This window comes from Salipaludibacillus daqingensis (assembly GCF_029891575.1).
In the GTDB taxonomy this organism is placed as follows: Bacteria; Bacillota; Bacilli; order Bacillales; family Salisediminibacteriaceae; genus Salipaludibacillus; species Salipaludibacillus daqingensis.
Genome location: NZ_JARZHF010000003.1, coordinates 1 through 16,974, shown reverse-complemented (window position 1 = coordinate 16,974; position 16,974 = coordinate 1). Strand labels below are relative to the sequence as shown.

The following is a 16,974-nucleotide window of genomic DNA, read 5'->3' as shown; positions in this document are numbered from 1 at the left end:
TTAGATGCTCCAGTTACCAACCTTTTTGGTCTTGAAACGATGACGTATGGGTAGGTTTTTCGGCGTTGAGTGTCTGGCAAGAGAGATAATCGGGACAGTCCGTTCTACCTATCATCCCTAGTGTCCTATATGGCAGGAGGATCACAGCAAATGTTAGCAAATTGGGTGAAAATCAGTTTTTGTTAAGAGGAGATAAAAAACGTCAAAAAAGACGACCTTCTAGTTACAAAAAGGGTCGTCTTTTTAGTGCGAACTAATCTTGTTAATGATAAAGCCTTTAGAAACAACTGTCCGTTTGTTTATTTAAAGGCACAATTCATTTTTAACTATTATCTTCCATGAATCGTAATAGAATAATCGTGTTTCAAGTTTTTAGAAAAGGCTTGAACTATGGCCAGCAGTTGCACTTGCAGTTGGATCAATATATACTTTTGCTTTGTTAATTGCAGTTGGAGCTTCACCAAAACCTGATGCAATCAATTTTGCTTTGCCTTCATAGGTGGCAATGTCTCCACATGCATAAATACCTGGAATATTTGTTTCCATACTTGTATTCACAACGATAGAATTTTTCTCAATTTCCAGTCCCCACTCTTTAATTGGGCCAAGGTTTGAGATGAATCCATAGTTGACGATCAACGTATCGATGTCAACTTTGTGTGTCTCTTCACCGTCTTTTTGTTTAAGCGTCACGGAAGTGATTTTCTCTCCGTCATGGTGGATTTCTTCGACAACATAAGGAGTTCTAACAGTTATTTTATCTGATCCCATTAGTTGCTCTACACTATGCTCATGAGCACGAAATTTATTCCGCCGATGGACGATCGTAATTTCTTCAGCGATATCTTCTAGCATCAAAGTCCAGTCAACAGCTGAGTCTCCTCCACCTGCTAAAACAACGCGATCACCAGCAAACTTATTTAGATCGCTAACGAAATAGTGAAGATTTTTACCTTCGAATTGTGTGGCGCCATCAATTTCAAGACGACGAGGTTTAAAAGCCCCTACTCCAGCAGTGATAATAACTGTTTTCGTATAGTGCTTTCCCTTGTCGGTTGTTAATGTGAAAATGTTGTCATCTCCCTTTTCAACATTTTCCACAGCTTGTTCCAATACAATCGTTGGATCAAATTGTTTTGCTTGTTCCTCTAAATTGTCAACTAACTCTTGTGCGCGTATTTTTGGGAACCCAGCGATATCATATATGTACTTTTCAGGATATAGCGCTGATAATTGCCCACCTAACTGAGGCATTGCTTCAATTAACTTCACTTTCGCCTGTCTCAGTCCACCATAAAAGGCAGTAAACATACCGACAGGTCCTCCCCCAATGATGGTCACGTCATAGATCTCTCTTTCTTCTGACAAACCTCACACCTCCACACTTATATTAGACAGCTGTCTCACCCTATATTATAATCACTTAATTGTATGAAGAAAAGCCCTCTCAATGAATTAACCAAATAAATCAAAAAATTCTTAAAAACTTATGGTTAAACAATGTTTATAAGGTTTGAATAGTGTTAATAAGGGTAAATCAGTTATAGAAGGTAATATTCCTAGGGCATTTAGTCAAAAAGTTCGAAAAATCGTCAAAAAAGAGTTGAAAAAACGTCACAAAAATCATATGATGATAAAGGCAATAAAACATATTCTCCGTGGTTATATTGGAATCATTACATTTTTTTGAAATTAATTATTTTTTTGCGACTCGCTACGTGAAAATTATCACAATCTTATTTTTAAATGGATAAGAATAACAAGCTTGTTTTTTCGGTTTTGCGGGAAAAATGGAGAATAATAATAAAATTGGAGTGAGAAGAATGAATAATAAGCCCAAAATAGTTATTTTAGGTGCTGGTTACGGCGGAATGATGACAGCTTCTCGTTTGCAAAAATCAAACGCTCACCAAGATGCAGACATTACTTTAGTCAACAAGCACAACTACCATTATCAAACAACGTGGTTACATGAACCAGCGGCAGGCACTATGCATCACGACAAAACTAGAATGAAAATTGATAGTGTAATTGACACGAAAAAAATCCACTTTATTAAAGATTCTGTCGTTGAAATTAAAAAAGAAGAAAAGAAAATTATTCTAGAAGATGGAGAACTTGACTACGACTATCTTGTCATTGGGCTCGGTTCTGAACCGGAAACATTTGGTATTCCAGGGGTGACTGAACATGCGTTTTCCATTCGCAGTGTAAACTCAGTCCGTCTCATTCGGGAGCATATTGAATATATGTTCGCTAGTTACAACAAGCAAGATGAGAAGCATGAAGATGTTCTTACTTTTGTTATTGCAGGAGCAGGCTTTACAGGTATTGAATTTGTTGGAGAGTTATCTGAACGAATTCCAGAGCTTTGTGAAGAATACGATATCGCTCGTGAAAAAGTGAAAATTTATTCAGTGGAAGCTGCCCCATCGGCCCTTCCAGGTTTTGATGAAGAATTAGTTGAGTATGCAATGAACCTTCTCGAAAGTCGTGGAGTTGAGTTTAAAATTAATACTCCGATTAAAGAGGTACAAGAAGGCCGTGTACTTTTAGCTGATGGAGAAGAAATTAAATCACAAACAATCGTTTGGACGACTGGTATTCGTGGAAGTTCGATTTTGGAGAAATCCGGTTTTGAAACGATGCGTGGTCGTGTAAAGGTTGAAAAAGATCTTCGTGCACCAGGTTTTGACGACACGTTTATTATTGGTGATTGTGCTTTAATCATTAACGAAGAAATTAATCGTCCTTACCCACCAACAGCGCAAATTGCTATTCAGCAAGCGTATACTTTGTCAAACAATTTGAAAGCTTTGATTGCTGGTAAAACAGAATTGGAAGAATTTAAACCTGATATTAAAGGTACTGTTGCATCTCTTGGCGGAAAAGAAGCAATTGGGCTCGTTGGAGAGAGAAAATTATACGGTAACTCAGCATCTGCTGTAAAAAAATTAATTGATAATCGCTACCTGTTCCTCTTAGGTGGTATGCCATTAGTATTGAAAAAAGGAAAACTGAACTTGTTTTAAAAAACAATTAAAATCAAGCTAGCTTCGTGGAGATTTCCCTCACTTCACAGCTAGCTTTTTTATTTACTTTAGTCATTAAAAGTGATGAATTAAGAAAGTTAGAAAATCTAACAAAATTTAAGTATTACCGAGTAATGATTTGATGTTCGCGCTTACATTAAGGATTGTGAACATATTTCATCCTTTGCATAATAACAATTGTTTGATATATTATCAGAAACTTCAGAAAAATTAATTTAATTAAAGGAGGGGTCATCTTGGCGTTTCAAAAAAAGAAGTTGAAGTTAAGTGACTGTCCGTATTGTACAGGAAAAGGGTATTATCAACTGCTGTTAGGTGGCTCTGAAACATGCTATCATTGTCAAGGATCAGGCAGAAAAAATATGGGTACTTAAATGAAATAGTTGATAACGTGGTCTCTAGTTAGTTACTAGAGGCTTTTATTTTTTTTTACAAGCATTCTTATTGACGTCCTCTTTAAAATTAAGTAAACTAAAGTTTGATCTGATAGGAGTGAAGAAGGCGATGTTAAACTTACCGCAATTAATTATTGCGATACTACTTTATTTTGTATTATTTTTTGGGATCGGGTTTATATTAAATATGCTTCTTCGTTCAACTTGGACGATGGCAGTGATATATCCAATTGTTGTATTCTTCATGGTCGATCAAAAGGGATTTTTCAGTTATTTTACAGATACAACGAATTCATTTTCGCAGCTGTGGAACAGTCTTTCTTCTCTAACGGCAGCAGATGTGATTATTCTTATTGCTGGCATGATTGGAGCCATTTTATCAGGTATAGCGAATAGGATGTTACGAGCAAGAGGATATCAGATGTTTTAAACTCTCCATTTTAAATGTTGGAGAGTTTTTTGTTTAGGTTTTATTAATGAGACGGATGGGATATGCGTGAAATGAAAACTTCATCAACATAATATAAAGAAAATCAGAAAAAAAAAGAAGCGATCCTATTTTTTAGGATCGCTGTTTATTGATAAAGAATAAAAACTTCTCCTAACGGGCATCCTTTGTTGATGAGGGGTGTTGAAAATGATTTTTCTAAAAAAACTAATTCAACAATTCGTTATTTTTGCATTATTCGTTGGTGCGATAGTTGTCACTTTCTTGAATATAACAAACTTATCAGGAGAACAGATAAAGGACTGGTGGATGGAATATGAGTTATTTACAAATGAGACCTCAGCTCAATTGAACACTTCATTAGATGAAAATAATTTGAATGAAAAAGGAAAGTTTAAAAAAGAAGCGTTAATTTCTCTAAACCAACAAAATAAAGCGGAAGAACCTAAACAAGTGGAAGAAACGGTTGATTGGTCAAAGTATCCTACTAAAGAAGTGATAGCTACTGGCTACACTGCCGGTAAAGAATCCACTGGAAAAGAAGTAGGAGACCCATTGTACGGAATTACTTATTCTGGAGTGAAAGTGAAACGAGACCTGTATTCTACCATTGCAGCAGATACTAATATATTTCCAATTGGAACGATTCTGTTTATACCAGGATATGGATATGGGGTGGTTACTGATACTGGCTCGGCAATTAAAGGTAATAAAATTGATTTATATTATGAGACTGTTGAAGATGTTTTTAATTTATGGGGGAAAAAAACGGTTGAAGTATTTGTCGTTGAAGAAGGAAATGGACAAATAACAGATGAAGATTTAATGAAATTAAATGAAGCAGAAGAAGTTCAAAGCTATCGTAATCAATTTACATCGGCTCGTGCATCATAAAAAAAGTTGCTGATTGGAGAAATCCATCAGCAACTTTTTGTGAATTTAGAAAGTTAAAAATTAGCTATTCATTAAAAGATCAACGCGTGTAAAGTGAACGCCAGAATGATTCCTAATAATCCACCGAAAAAAACTTCGATCGGTTGATGGCCGAGTAATTCTTTTAATTCTTTACGTTTTTCTTGTTCCTTTTTTTCTGGCCAATGTTTCATTTCAGCTACAGCTTTGTTGAAATCCGTAACAAGGCGATTTATTACAGTTGCTTGTTCTCCTGCGTGACGTCTCACACCAGTTGCGTCAAACATCACAATAATTCCAAAAATAGCGGAAATGGCAAATAAAGGAGAGTCTACTCCATGCTCTAATGCGATAGCCGTGGAAAGAGCTGTCACAGCACCTGAATGAGAACTAGGCATGCCACCTGTACTTGTAAGCAGAGTCCAGTCGAACTTCCTAGAAGCAACGAACTGCAATGGTACTTTAATAAATTGGGCAAACCCAATGGCAAAAAGTGCGGCCCATAAAGGGAAATTAGTGAATAATTCCATGCGTAATTTGTATCCTTTCTTCAATTTGCTTTGTATTCATATATTATATTTTGTAGTATCCTTCATTATAACATACCATTCCCCAGCTAATCATTTACATAACATCGAATTGGAAGAGATTAATTTAGAAACAGAAAAAATAACGCCTCTACAAATATAAGCATAAAGAATAACACTTATTCTGTGAAAGGGGAGCATAAATAATGATGAAATCATACGATCACGTTTTAAATAGTAATAATAGACAAGGAATTGTTATTGGGCGTTTTTTAGGCGAAAAAATGGATAACGAATTATATACTTGGATAGAAGAAAAGTTAGATGTGCCGATTGCACAATGGCTTCAATCTCACCAGAATTGGGGAAATGGCGGTTCCATACATACTTTGCCAGTATATAAAGAGAAGAGTGGAGTTGAGTGTATATACGTTGTCGGTTTAGGTAGAAGGCATAAGAAGTCAGATCTGTTTACATATATAGGAAAGGTTTTGGCAGAACGGACATCAAAAGACCGTTTAGAGAAGTTGACTTTTTTTTGGATGTCTTTTAATGACGGAAGACAAGAAAAATTAGAAGAATTTAAAAAAATAATTTCTGGTTATTATTCAGTTGAGCAACTAGATGGAACAAAAATTGAACCGTCGTTTATTTTCGACGATGAAGAAGACAATTCAAATTTATATAATAGAATTCTGTCTGTCGAGAAATATCTATCCGAAAAAAACAGTGCATATCAAAGAATTCTCGAATCTCCCAATGTACTAATGAGTGTAGAAGAAATGATGTCTATGTTTAAACGACTTCCAAAACTTGAGAACGTAGAAATGGATTTTTTTAACGAACATGACCTTCAATCATTAGGAATGGGAGGAATTTCTTCTTCTGTTGAAATAGAAGAAAAACCAAGGTTAGTAAAACTAACTTATAACCCAAGTCAAGTGAAGGATAAAGGGACAAATCTTTTTCTAATAGGGGTTGGAGGAATAAATCAAAAAGTTAAACGTATAAGAAATAATAAACAAGATATTCAACTTATTTACCCTGATCGATTAGGAGCACTTCTTGCTTTATTTGTTTTTGAACAGATTTGTATGAGGGATCTTCGAATTCCTATTACTATATTATGTCCAATTACAAGTAGTAGTGACTTTTTAGAAAAGGAACATATTAGGTTGATGAACGGAGAAGTACTATTTAAAGACTCACCTAGGAAAGAACTTCTTGCAATACTAAGTGATACGATTACCTTTGCAAAGCAAGAAAAAGCTTCGGAAATTGTTACATTAGCTTCTTTCACACCTCAAATAACTTCTTTATTAGGAGATAGGTATTCACTGGTTATGTCAAATGATGAAAAGATCCAGCTGAAATTCCAAAGAAGAGATGGTGATGCTTCTAAGCGCTCATGGTTACTTCCATTTGATCTATCAGGGGAACGTGAGCCTAGAGGAGAAATAGAAGAATTGTTTAAATTAGGTAAGTGGGCCTTACCTACACCGTGGTTTCATGTAGAAACACTAGACACTTTTTTGCAAAAGGGGCAGGTAAACGATCATTATTCAATTAAGGAAGAAACTGACTTTCTAGTATCATTACTGCTAGAGTTGTCGAGCGAAACAGTGGGTTGATTGTGTGAAATAGCCGATCAAATCTACAAAAATGTGTTTAACGATTAGTCCTTATGGGAAAAGTAAATCATGGTGGGGTCTGTGAATTTAAGTCTATTTTACAGTTGTAAAGAGGATAAAGCCATTGTCTAAAGCTTATAGCACATCACAGTTGTAAACAAGTCTATATTAGTGTATTTGTTACTCTATCAGTTTTGAGCTTAAAGTAGGATTGCATTATGATATTTAATAGCACCCTAATCGAGAAAAATCGTCAACACACAGGATTTATTCTTTAAAAAAAGTATTATTTTGTTTTCTTTCGTTATTTTATCGTTTAACAATGGATGAATACCTATCTCACAATATTAAAAATATTTGATGTAGGGGGGGGATAACGCCAATAACTCGAGAAAGCAAGGTAAAAAATAACTAGAACCTTTTCATTTAAATGATCGAGAAAGTTAATAACGAATATTTTTACATCTTTCATCTTAATAAAATGCCTACTATAAAAACGGGAAACTCATAGTGAAGAGTTCGTAATCCGAACGAGGAGGAGTATGTACGTTGAGCGTACTTAAAAAAATTATTGGTTTTTTAGATACCTTACTAATTAAGTTTGAAACGTTCATTCTTAGCTGGGCAATCATTATTATATCTGTAATGACATTTGGAAATGTTGTTGTTCGTCAAATAACTGGTCGTAGTTGGGGATTTGCTGCAGAGATTAGTGAGATTGCAATTATTATGGCTACGTTTATGGGTATTAGCTACGCAGCAAGAAAAGGACGACATATTAGCATGTCAGCTTTCTTCGACATGGCACCTAAAAAAATAAAAAAAGCGTTATCTATTATTAACCCCTTGGTTACTGCGATTATGTTATTCGTCTTAAGTTATTACGCATACGAATACACTGTTGGACAAACGAGAGTAACATCTTCACTAGAAATACCGTATTGGATCATGGTTATGTTTATGCCGATTGGATTTTTTCTTGGTGGAATTCAGTTTCTTAGAAACATGTGGGTGAACATAGTTAATGAAGAAGTTTACTTAGCGCAAGATAAAAAGGATTATGATGAACAATAAAAATAAAGGATGAAAGGATATAATCAATGGAATGGACAATATTAATAGTCATGGTAGTGTTATTGGTCATGGGTTTTCCTATGATGGTCCCTTTAACAGCAGGGGCAATGGTTTTAGTCTTTTTTTACCTTGGTAATATCGATCCTTATATCCTAATTCAACAAATGAGAACAGGGATAGTTGCTTATTCATTATTAGCTGTACCGTTATTTATTTTTGCGGCTGATATTATGTCTACAGGAAAAACCTCAAACCGCTTGGTAGATTTTGTAGGTTCCTTCGTAGGTCATATGCGCGGTGGATATGCTATTACAACGGCTGCAGCTTGTACATTGTTTGGTTCTATATCAGGTTCCACACAAGCAACGGTAGTAGCTGTTGGAACGCCGATGCGTAAGAAACTACTTAAACTAGGTTATAAAGATTCTAGTGCAATTGCTCTTATTATTAACTCAAGTGATATTGCGTTATTAATCCCACCTAGTATTGGAATGATTATATACGCATTAGTAGCAGATGCTTCTGTAGGAGATTTATTTATTGCGGGAATTGGACCAGGAATTTTAATATTTCTATTTTTTGCAGCATACGCTGTTATTCATGCAAAAATCTATAACATTCCTAGAGTGGAAAGATCAACTTGGTCTGAAAGGATTTTTCTTACTAGAAAGGCATTATTACCACTTGGTTTTCCATTAATTATCGTTGGTGGTATTTATATGGGATACTTCACTCCTACTGAAGCTGCGGGGATTTCAGTCCTTTATGCAATCATTTTAGAAGTGTTCGTATTTCGATCTATAAAAATCCAGAACTTACCAAAAATAGCATTGTCAACAGGCCTTGTTACATCAGCTGTATTTATTTTAGTAGCAGCAGGTCAAGCATTTTCTGTAGCTATTAATCGTGCGAGAATTCCGCATACATTAACAGATGCAGTGTTAGGTCCAGATCCAACAGCATTAACTGTATTGTTTATTGTTGCTTTATTTTTCTTTATTGGATGTATGTTTGTTGATCCTATTGTCGTTATATTAATTTTAACGCCAATATTTGCACCAGTAGCAACCGCAGCGGGAGTTGATCCAGTGCATTTAGGCGTTGTTGTTGTATTCCAAGCAGCTCTTGGATCAGCAACACCACCATTTGGGGTCGATATATTTACCGCAAGTGCGGTGTTTAATAAATCGTATTTAGATGTTATTAAAGGAACACCGCCGTATATTGTAATGTTAGTCGTCGTCGCCATTTTAGTCATATTGTTTGAGGATATTTCGCTATTCTTAATAAGATAATTCGAATAGTTAGAGATTTCCTTTAAATATAAAAAAATTTTGGGGGTAATATTAGATATGTTAAAGAAAAAAGGATTATTAGTTAGTGGAGCTGTAAGTTTAAGTTTGGTTTTAGCAGCGTGTGGAGGAGACAACAACGGTAACAGTGCTGATGGAGGAGATCCTGAATATCAGTGGGATTTTGTTACTGAAGAAATGCAAGGAGAAGTTCAGTATGAGTATGCAGCAGAATTTGCTGAGCGTTTAGAAGAAAAGTCAGAAGGTAATATTGAGATGACTGTCTACGAGTACGGTGGTCTTGGTGACGGTGTGGACCAAGCAGAACAACTTATGATGGGTTCAACAGAGTTTGGTATTGTATCTCCTGGTTTCACTGGAACAATGGTTGAAGAAGCTCAAATCTTTGCTCTACACTTTTTGTTCCCAGATGATATTGAATTAACACAACAAATTTTAAATGAAAGTGAAGCGTTAAATGTAGAGCTTCGTGAGAAATACGAAGAACATGATATGACGCCACTAGCGTATTGGACAGAAGGTGCGATGCAGTGGACAGGTAACTCTGAGTTACGAACACCTGCTGATTTTGAAAATTTCCAAATTCGTGTTCAAAATTCACCTCTAATTAATACTTCCTATGAGGCTTATGGTGCAGAACCAACTCCAATGGACTGGGGCGAGCTTTACACTGGTCTAGATCAAGGTGTTGTTGACGGTCAAGAAAACCCAATTTTCTTTATTGAAAATGCTGGTTTCCATGAAGTACAAGATCATATGACGATTTCAAATCATAACAACTATGTAGCGATGACAGTTGTTAACACAGAATTTTATAATGGACTTCCTGAAGATGTTCAAGAAATGATTGATGAGACAGTTGAAGAAATGCGTGAAGTAGGCTATCAACTACAAGATGATATGAATGAAGAGTTCTTAACAGTCATTGAAGAAGACGAAGAAAATCCAACAGAGGTTTATGAGCTTTCTGAAGATGAGCGTCAAGAATTCCGTGATTTAGCACTACCAGTTCGTGACTTCTTCCGTGAAAATAATGGAGAAGATGCAGGACGAATTCTAGATATGTTATTAGACGAAATTGATGCAGCACAGTAATAGGTGTTAATGGTTGAGGAAGCTGGGAGATTATCTCCCAGCTTTTTTGATTTAGCGAGGTGAAATTATTTAATATCATTCAAAAAAGCATGGTAACAATGTAGTAAAAATCGTTTAACTTTGTGATAGAATGATTAAGAATTATAAATAGTTATAGGAGATGCTTTACTTGAACACACTGAGATCATTCTTATTTTGGAAAATTTTTTTAATCAACTTATTCATCATCTTTGCAATATTAGGTTTGGTATTTTTTATGTCGCAAACAGCATTACCAAAACTAGCAAAAGAGACATATAAAGATATTACAGATGAAACAGTCATAAGGTTGCACGATCAAATACATAATATAACGCTTGAATTACAAGAACTAGGGACACAAATTCAGAACGAGAGTTTAGATGGAGAGATCGATGAATTAAGTGATCAAATAGAAAAGGTTGTAAACTATTCTTCATTTGTAGATAGTTCAACAATTGTAGAGACGGATGGAGAAATTACAGGCTATTATCCAAGCGATTTAGAAGAAGTGTTAAAAAACCAAAATTTTGCAGATAGGAGCTATGTACAGAATGCGATAGCGACAAAAGAAATTTATATTAGTAATATCATTTCAGCTGTTACTAACCGATTTGTTGTCGTTGTTGCTATTCCAATTTTAAACGATGAGGATGAAGTTCTTCGTGTTGTAAATTTAATCATCCGAATTGGAGAGAACCCAATTTTTAATTCAGTCATTAAAAACCTTCAAATTGGTGATGCACACGCTTATATTGTTGACAGCGAGGGGACACTTATCTCACATCTCTCACCAGAAAGAATTGGAGAGAATAGAAGTTCGAACCCAGTCGTTCAAAAGGTATTAGATGAAAAATCAGGATTTGAAGAAGTGATCGACAGGAGAGACGGTTCAATGTTTGCATCCTATAAATACATTCCAACGCTTGAATGGGGCGTTGTTGCACAAGTTCCTGTTTCAACGACAAAAGTATTTTTTAAGACTTTTCAAGAGACTTTATTTTTTCTATCCTTATTGTTATTCTTCATATTATCTGTTTTAACAGCACTGTATACAAAACAAATCATTAAGCCAATTAAAGAATTAGAATTAGCTGTAGGTCAGGTAGCTAAAGGGAATTTCAATGAACGTATAACTGGTAAACAGATAAATAACAGTGAAATTGGTAAGCTATCCCAAAGATTTAATGAAATGGCTGAATATATAGAAGGTGCAAAAGAAAATATTGAAATAAAAGAAAAACTCTTAATGGAACAGAAGGAATTTCTTCGTAAAGTTCTTGATACTAGTCCTAATTTTATATATGTAAAAGATAGCAAAGGGCAGTATACGTTAGTGAACAAATCCATTGCTACTTTTTATGGTACAAGCGTCGATGAGATGTTAAATAAATCTGAAAAAGATTTTAACTCAGACTTAGTTCAAGTCGAAAGACACCTTCAAGAAGATCAATTAGTGATGGAAACACTTCAGGAAAAACACGTTGATGAGGAAGTATTAGTAGACCAGAACGGGAAAATAAAATGGGTACAGACAACAAAAATTCCACTTCAATTAGTTGAATCTAACGACGTTCATATTTTATGTGTGTCCAACGATATAACGGAACGGAAATTAGTAGAAGAAACTATTAGAAAATCGGATAAACTTACTGTAGTTGGAGAATTAGCTGCTGGAGTTGCTCATGAAATTAGAAATCCCTTAACGAGCATTCAAGGATTTTTACAATTTCTAAAACCTAACTACAAAGATGAACGCTACTTTGACATTATGTTATCGGAGATAGAACGCATTAAATTAATTATTAACGAAATGCTTGTTCTATCAAAACCACAAGCAAAAAATCCTGAAATGAAAGACGTCAGAGAGATTTGTCAAATGATTATTGACTTATTAGAATCACAAGCAAATTTAAACAACATTGAAATCCTCACTGAATTTGATTCGAATATTCCCGACATATGGTGCGAAACGAATCAGTTAAAACAGGTGTTTGTAAATGTTTTAAAGAATGCAATGGAATCTATGATTGACGGTGGTCAAATCGTTGTTCAAATAAAGAAAAATGATGAAGAAACGATTCTTATTCGTTTTATTGACGAAGGGATTGGAATTGAGCAAAAGCGGATAGAGCGTTTAGGGGAACCTTTCTATTCAACGAAAGAAAAAGGGACAGGTTTAGGTCTAATGGTTAGCTATCGAATAATAGAACAGCACAATGGAAAGATAAAATTCTCAAGTAAGAAGAATCAAGGAACAACGGTTGATATCATCTTACCAATTAATAATAAATAAACTTAGTTGAACAAGTTTTCGAACGAAAAACCTAGCTTATCTCAAGCTAGGTTTTTCTGATTATTTATAGGCGGGCTGATAAGACTCACCATTATCGAACGATAATTAGAAGTCCCTAGTCATTCGTTTGAAACTTTTAAAAAACGATATTGACACTACTTTAAGATAATGATAAATTAAATAAGGTTTTCATACGTTATCGATGTACCATAATAAAGTAGTGAAGGAGTTAAAAATATGAATGCTGTTATTGTAGCTGTTCTAATTATGATTATTCTAAGTTTAATGCGGATTCACGTTGTAATTGCTTTAATTGGTGGGGCGATGGTTGGAGGATTGACCGCTGGATTATCTATTACAGAAACGATTGATATTTTTACAGGCGGATTAGAAGCGAATGCTAGTGTTGCATTGAGCTATGCAATGTTAGGTGCATTTGCCGTCGCTATTAGTTATACAGGATTACCAAATCTAATGGTTAAAATAGCAATTAAAATTGTAGGTAAAGAAGGAGAAGGACGCAAAAAAACGATGACTAAAGTGCTTTTATTATTTGTAATTGCTATAGTAGCATCGTTTTCCCAAAACGTTGTTCCTGTTCACATTGCGTTTATCCCAATTTTAATTCCGCCTCTACTAAAAGTTTTTAATGAATTAGCTCTTGATAGAAGAGCAGTTGCTACGGCACTGACATTTGGGTTAAAGGCACCATATATTTTAGTACCTGCAGGTTTTGGCCTTATCTTCCACGAGATCGTTGTAACAAATATGGAGGAGAATGGCATGGGAATAACAATGGATATGGTACCACAAGCGTTGATCCTACCAGTATTAGGGATGCTTATCGGTCTGTTCTTTGCTGTATTTTTTAGTTATCGGAAAAATCGCTCCTATAAACAAAAAGAATTAACGACAAATCAAGAAACGCCATCATACAATTATTCATTTCCTGGAGTGATCGTTGGAATTATCGCAATCATAACCGTTTTAGTTGCTCAACTTCAGACGGACTCAATGGTGTTTGGTGCATTAACTGGTTTAATTATTTTGTATGTGTATTTCGGATATCTTCATATAAAGAAGGAATTCACTCTTAATCAATCAGAAGAATTGATGACCAGTGGAATGAAGATGCTTGCATTTATTGGTTTTGTGATGATTACAGCAGGTGGTTTTGCGGAAGTTATAAGAGAAACTGGGCATGTGGAACTTTTAGTTGATTCAACATCAGGTTGGATGGGGAATAATCAAGCATTAGCTGCAATTGTTATGCTTATTATTGGTTTGTTTATCACAATGGGAATCGGTTCGTCGTTTGCGACGATTCCAATTATTGCGGCTATTTTTGTTCCTTTAGCTGCGGCGATTGGTTTCTCTCCTATGGCAACGATTGCTCTCATTGGAACCGCAGGTGCTTTAGGTGACGCAGGTTCTCCTGCATCAGATAGTACACTTGGACCAACCGCTGGATTAAATGCGGATGGACAACATAACCATATTTGGGACACGTGTGTGCCGACGTTTTTACACTTTAACATTCCATTATTAATTTTCGGTTGGATCGCTGCGATCATTTTATAATTGGTAAATGATTTAGCGGTACATGAAAAAAGCAGACCTTTTGAAGGTCTGCTTTTTTGCATTACTAATTAGGAAGTTTACTGTGTGGATTTTCAATTAATTTAAGATACTTGTTTAAGTTGAGGTGTTCTATTAACAGCTCTCAATATTAAAGGTGCTAAGATTGCAGTAAAGGTAGCTAAGATTATATCTTTTATAAAAAAAGCGGTCATACCTATGGCAATAGCAGAAAATGATACATTATCAAGTCCAAGGATGATTGAACTGTGGAAATATAAATATGGAACACCAATTAGATAATTAATCAGAAGACCAATATAACAAGCTTTATATATCGTAAAAAGATGGTGAGGATTTTTCTCCACTATAGCACCAACAACATAAGCTAAAACTATAAAAGAAATTAAAAATCCAAGTGTTGGAGATGCAATGATATGAAAGCCCCCTGTAAACCCTGCAAGCACAGGAACACCGATGAGACCAATTAAAAGATAACCTAACATTGCAAACGCAGCAAGTTTTTTACCAAGAAGAATACCAGCTAAAATAGCAATAACTGTTTGGAAGGTAAGTGGTACGGTGCCTATCGATATAAAAGCAGCTAAATTTGCTCCTATAGCCATTAAAGCTATAAACAAAGCTCCTTTCGTTAAATCGATAATTTGAAACTGATTTGAATTAGTCATAAAACAATTCCCCTTTGTAATGTTAACTTTAAATTTATTAAGTTAACATTATCATAAAAGTGAACGTTTATATTGTCAACATGATTTTTAAATAGGTTAACGTTAGAATGTGAAATTCATTGGGCGGAAATTAATTAGTAATAATTATTTTAAATTCACACACCGTTCATTTTTCATGGGGTTACAACAAGCTTACACGTGTTAATATATGAATAAGAAATTATGAATAGACATTCATTAATCGTTATTTATGTGAATCTATGAACAATGCGAGGCTGAAAGGAGAATAATGATGATTAGTGTTAAGACAAACAATGACTTAGTTGAAAAAATGCTAAACCATTCATTAACATTTGATATAGAAAATAAACAAAAAACTGATATGTCAACGACTTCCAATTATATAGAAGAAGTGATTCAAATGATTTATCCTACCCATTCCAATATTCTTCCTATTAATCAAGCTGAAGATGTTTTTATATGGGTAAATGAAGAAGAACATATAACTACATTAAAACATAGGATTAGAAAATGGAAAGAAGCAAAAAAGAACGTTCATTTAATTTATAGTGGTAGAGAAGATATAGGGATTAAAGGCATTAACGAATTTCGAATAAATAAAAGTACAGAAGGTTTTTTAGCTCTAGGTTATTTTCATTATGTTTTAAACGTAAAAGAATTAACTCCTTCCTATATATCTGAGAAAGACAAAACGTTTGATGCTTTTAAACAGATGGTTAGAGAATACTCTCTAATTGCGGTTTCCGAAGAGACTGGCCTCTCTGAGAATAATATAAAAATATTATATGAAGAAATGCAATCGTCTCAGCAAAGTTATCAATGGTTGGCTTTAAATGCGGATGATCGAAATGAGCTTGCGATACAAACTGCTCGTGCTATTAGTTTAATTCCAGCGTTGGATGAGAATATTGGTGAATTTACTTTTATTCCTATCTCATATGAACAAAGACCATTTGAGAAATCATTTGCAGTATTATCAGATGATACGAGACACACGCTAATACCTAAGCAAGAAGTTTTATTACCTATTCTTGATAAATTATCTCCTTTATTATTGAAAGATGAGACAAACCGAACGAATGTACGTTTTTATGATTGGGATTTTGCCGATTATTTTGATGTAGATCCTCTTCCTTCCATTAATATATAAATTAAACGATGACATATAGGTTTTGGATTTTCTATGCATGAGATTTTTATTTGTTAAAGCTAAAGGATGCTTCTTCAAAATTAACGGAGGAGATTGAAAAGTGAGTTTTTTAAGGACTACAGTAATAATGATCATTTAATGAAATGTCGCGAATTTATTCGCGACATTTTTTGTTATAAGTTTAGAAATGAAACGTAAATAATTTCATTCGTTGTATTAAATATGATCACCTCTTTTCTCGATAAACAGTTAAATCAAAACTTAGGCTACTAATTAGAAATACTTTTTTTAGAACTTTTAAAAAAAGTATTGACGATAAGGGATTGTCTCTATATACTTAGTCAAGTCGCAGTAAATAGCGAACAAGATATTTGTACATGCAAAACGATTTATTTATAAAAATTTAATAAAAAGTATTGCATTGACATCATTATCTTGATATAATAAATTTTGTCGCTAACGAGACGAAGATTTCATTTACTCTTAATTAGCGAGAAAGAAAAACAAAATGTTGTTGACTTAATCAGTGACATTATGTTATATTAATTAAGTCGCCAAAAACGACATTAGCAACAAATTGACCTTTGAAAACTAAACAAGAAGCCAAGCGAAGTGGGATATTTTAAAATATCCCGTCAATAGAAACAAATCGTTGAATGGAAACATTCGACAAACGCCAGACGAAAGTTTGGTTTTGATGTCATGGACATCAAACTTGATGAAAAGTCATCATACTTTATCGGAGAGTTTGATCCTGGCTCAGGACGAACGCTG

General features: G+C 34.5%; 14 protein-coding genes. 11 read left to right on the top strand and 3 right to left on the bottom strand.

Annotated features, from left to right (window positions below; all coding sequences use genetic code 11):
- Positions 1 to 372: 372 nt before the first annotated feature.
- Positions 373 to 1,368 carry an NAD(P)/FAD-dependent oxidoreductase gene (locus QDN89_RS06960; protein WP_280769391.1) on the bottom strand — a complete coding sequence of 332 codons (996 nt, stop codon included), beginning with the start codon at positions 1,366 to 1,368 and terminating at the stop codon, positions 373 to 375.
- A gap of 455 nt (positions 1,369 to 1,823) precedes the next feature.
- On the opposite strand from QDN89_RS06960, the gene QDN89_RS06955 reads away from it, so the two are divergent.
- From QDN89_RS06955 to QDN89_RS06940, 4 genes are all read left to right on the top strand, one after another.
- Positions 1,824 to 3,032 (top strand): NAD(P)/FAD-dependent oxidoreductase, encoded by a 1,209-nt coding sequence (locus QDN89_RS06955; protein ID WP_280769390.1) that lies wholly within the window; start codon positions 1,824 to 1,826, stop codon positions 3,030 to 3,032.
- 257 nt (positions 3,033 to 3,289) lie between these two features.
- Positions 3,290 to 3,427, top strand: a complete 138-nt coding sequence (locus QDN89_RS06950; RefSeq protein ID WP_280769389.1) for a YuiA family protein — start codon at positions 3,290 to 3,292, stop codon at positions 3,425 to 3,427.
- A gap of 130 nt (positions 3,428 to 3,557) precedes the next feature.
- Complete coding sequence (locus QDN89_RS06945; RefSeq protein ID WP_280769388.1) at positions 3,558 to 3,878, top strand: YuiB family protein; 321 nt, start codon at positions 3,558 to 3,560, stop codon at positions 3,876 to 3,878.
- Between the two features lie 207 nt (positions 3,879 to 4,085).
- Positions 4,086 to 4,790, top strand: coding sequence for a 3D domain-containing protein (locus tag QDN89_RS06940; protein WP_280769387.1), 705 nt, complete (start codon positions 4,086 to 4,088; stop codon positions 4,788 to 4,790).
- A 71-nt stretch (positions 4,791 to 4,861) separates the two neighbouring features.
- Here QDN89_RS06940 and QDN89_RS06935 read toward each other — a convergent pair whose 3' ends face one another.
- Complete coding sequence (locus QDN89_RS06935; protein ID WP_280769386.1) at positions 4,862 to 5,338, bottom strand: divergent PAP2 family protein; 477 nt, start codon at positions 5,336 to 5,338, stop codon at positions 4,862 to 4,864.
- Between the two features lie 203 nt (positions 5,339 to 5,541).
- Between QDN89_RS06935 and QDN89_RS06930 the strand changes: the two genes are divergently transcribed.
- The 6 genes from QDN89_RS06930 to QDN89_RS06905 all read left to right on the top strand — a co-directional run bounded on the left by QDN89_RS06930 (position 5,542) and on the right by QDN89_RS06905 (position 14,343).
- Positions 5,542 to 6,966 carry a M17 family metallopeptidase gene (locus QDN89_RS06930; protein ID WP_280769385.1) on the top strand — a complete coding sequence of 475 codons (1,425 nt, stop codon included), beginning with the start codon at positions 5,542 to 5,544 and terminating at the stop codon, positions 6,964 to 6,966.
- A 549-nt stretch (positions 6,967 to 7,515) separates the two neighbouring features.
- Positions 7,516 to 8,040 carry a TRAP transporter small permease gene (locus tag QDN89_RS06925; protein ID WP_280769384.1) on the top strand — a complete coding sequence of 175 codons (525 nt, stop codon included), beginning with the start codon at positions 7,516 to 7,518 and terminating at the stop codon, positions 8,038 to 8,040.
- Positions 8,041 to 8,066: 26 nt separating this feature from the next.
- The gene (locus QDN89_RS06920) at positions 8,067 to 9,335 is read left to right on the top strand and encodes a TRAP transporter large permease (RefSeq protein ID WP_280769383.1); all 1,269 of its coding nucleotides are present in this window, start codon (positions 8,067 to 8,069) and stop codon (positions 9,333 to 9,335) included.
- A 57-nt stretch (positions 9,336 to 9,392) separates the two neighbouring features.
- A complete protein-coding gene (dctP, locus tag QDN89_RS06915; RefSeq protein WP_280769382.1) occupies positions 9,393 to 10,448 on the top strand; it encodes a TRAP transporter substrate-binding protein DctP in 1,056 nt (351 codons plus the stop codon).
- A gap of 169 nt (positions 10,449 to 10,617) precedes the next feature.
- Positions 10,618 to 12,762 (top strand): ATP-binding protein, encoded by a 2,145-nt coding sequence (locus QDN89_RS06910; RefSeq protein ID WP_280769381.1) that lies wholly within the window; start codon positions 10,618 to 10,620, stop codon positions 12,760 to 12,762.
- Positions 12,763 to 12,999: 237 nt separating this feature from the next.
- Positions 13,000 to 14,343, top strand: coding sequence for a Na+/H+ antiporter family protein (locus QDN89_RS06905; protein ID WP_280769380.1), 1,344 nt, complete (start codon positions 13,000 to 13,002; stop codon positions 14,341 to 14,343).
- Between the two features lie 101 nt (positions 14,344 to 14,444).
- Here QDN89_RS06905 and QDN89_RS06900 read toward each other — a convergent pair whose 3' ends face one another.
- On the bottom strand, positions 14,445 to 15,029 hold the full coding sequence (locus QDN89_RS06900; RefSeq protein WP_280769379.1) for a biotin transporter BioY: 585 nt from the start codon (positions 15,027 to 15,029) through the stop codon (positions 14,445 to 14,447).
- A gap of 292 nt (positions 15,030 to 15,321) precedes the next feature.
- Here QDN89_RS06900 and QDN89_RS06895 point away from each other — a divergent pair, with 292 nt between their 5' ends.
- On the top strand, positions 15,322 to 16,200 hold the full coding sequence (locus QDN89_RS06895) for a molybdopterin-binding domain-containing protein (RefSeq protein ID WP_280769378.1): 879 nt from the start codon (positions 15,322 to 15,324) through the stop codon (positions 16,198 to 16,200).
- Positions 16,201 to 16,974 lie beyond the last annotated feature (774 nt).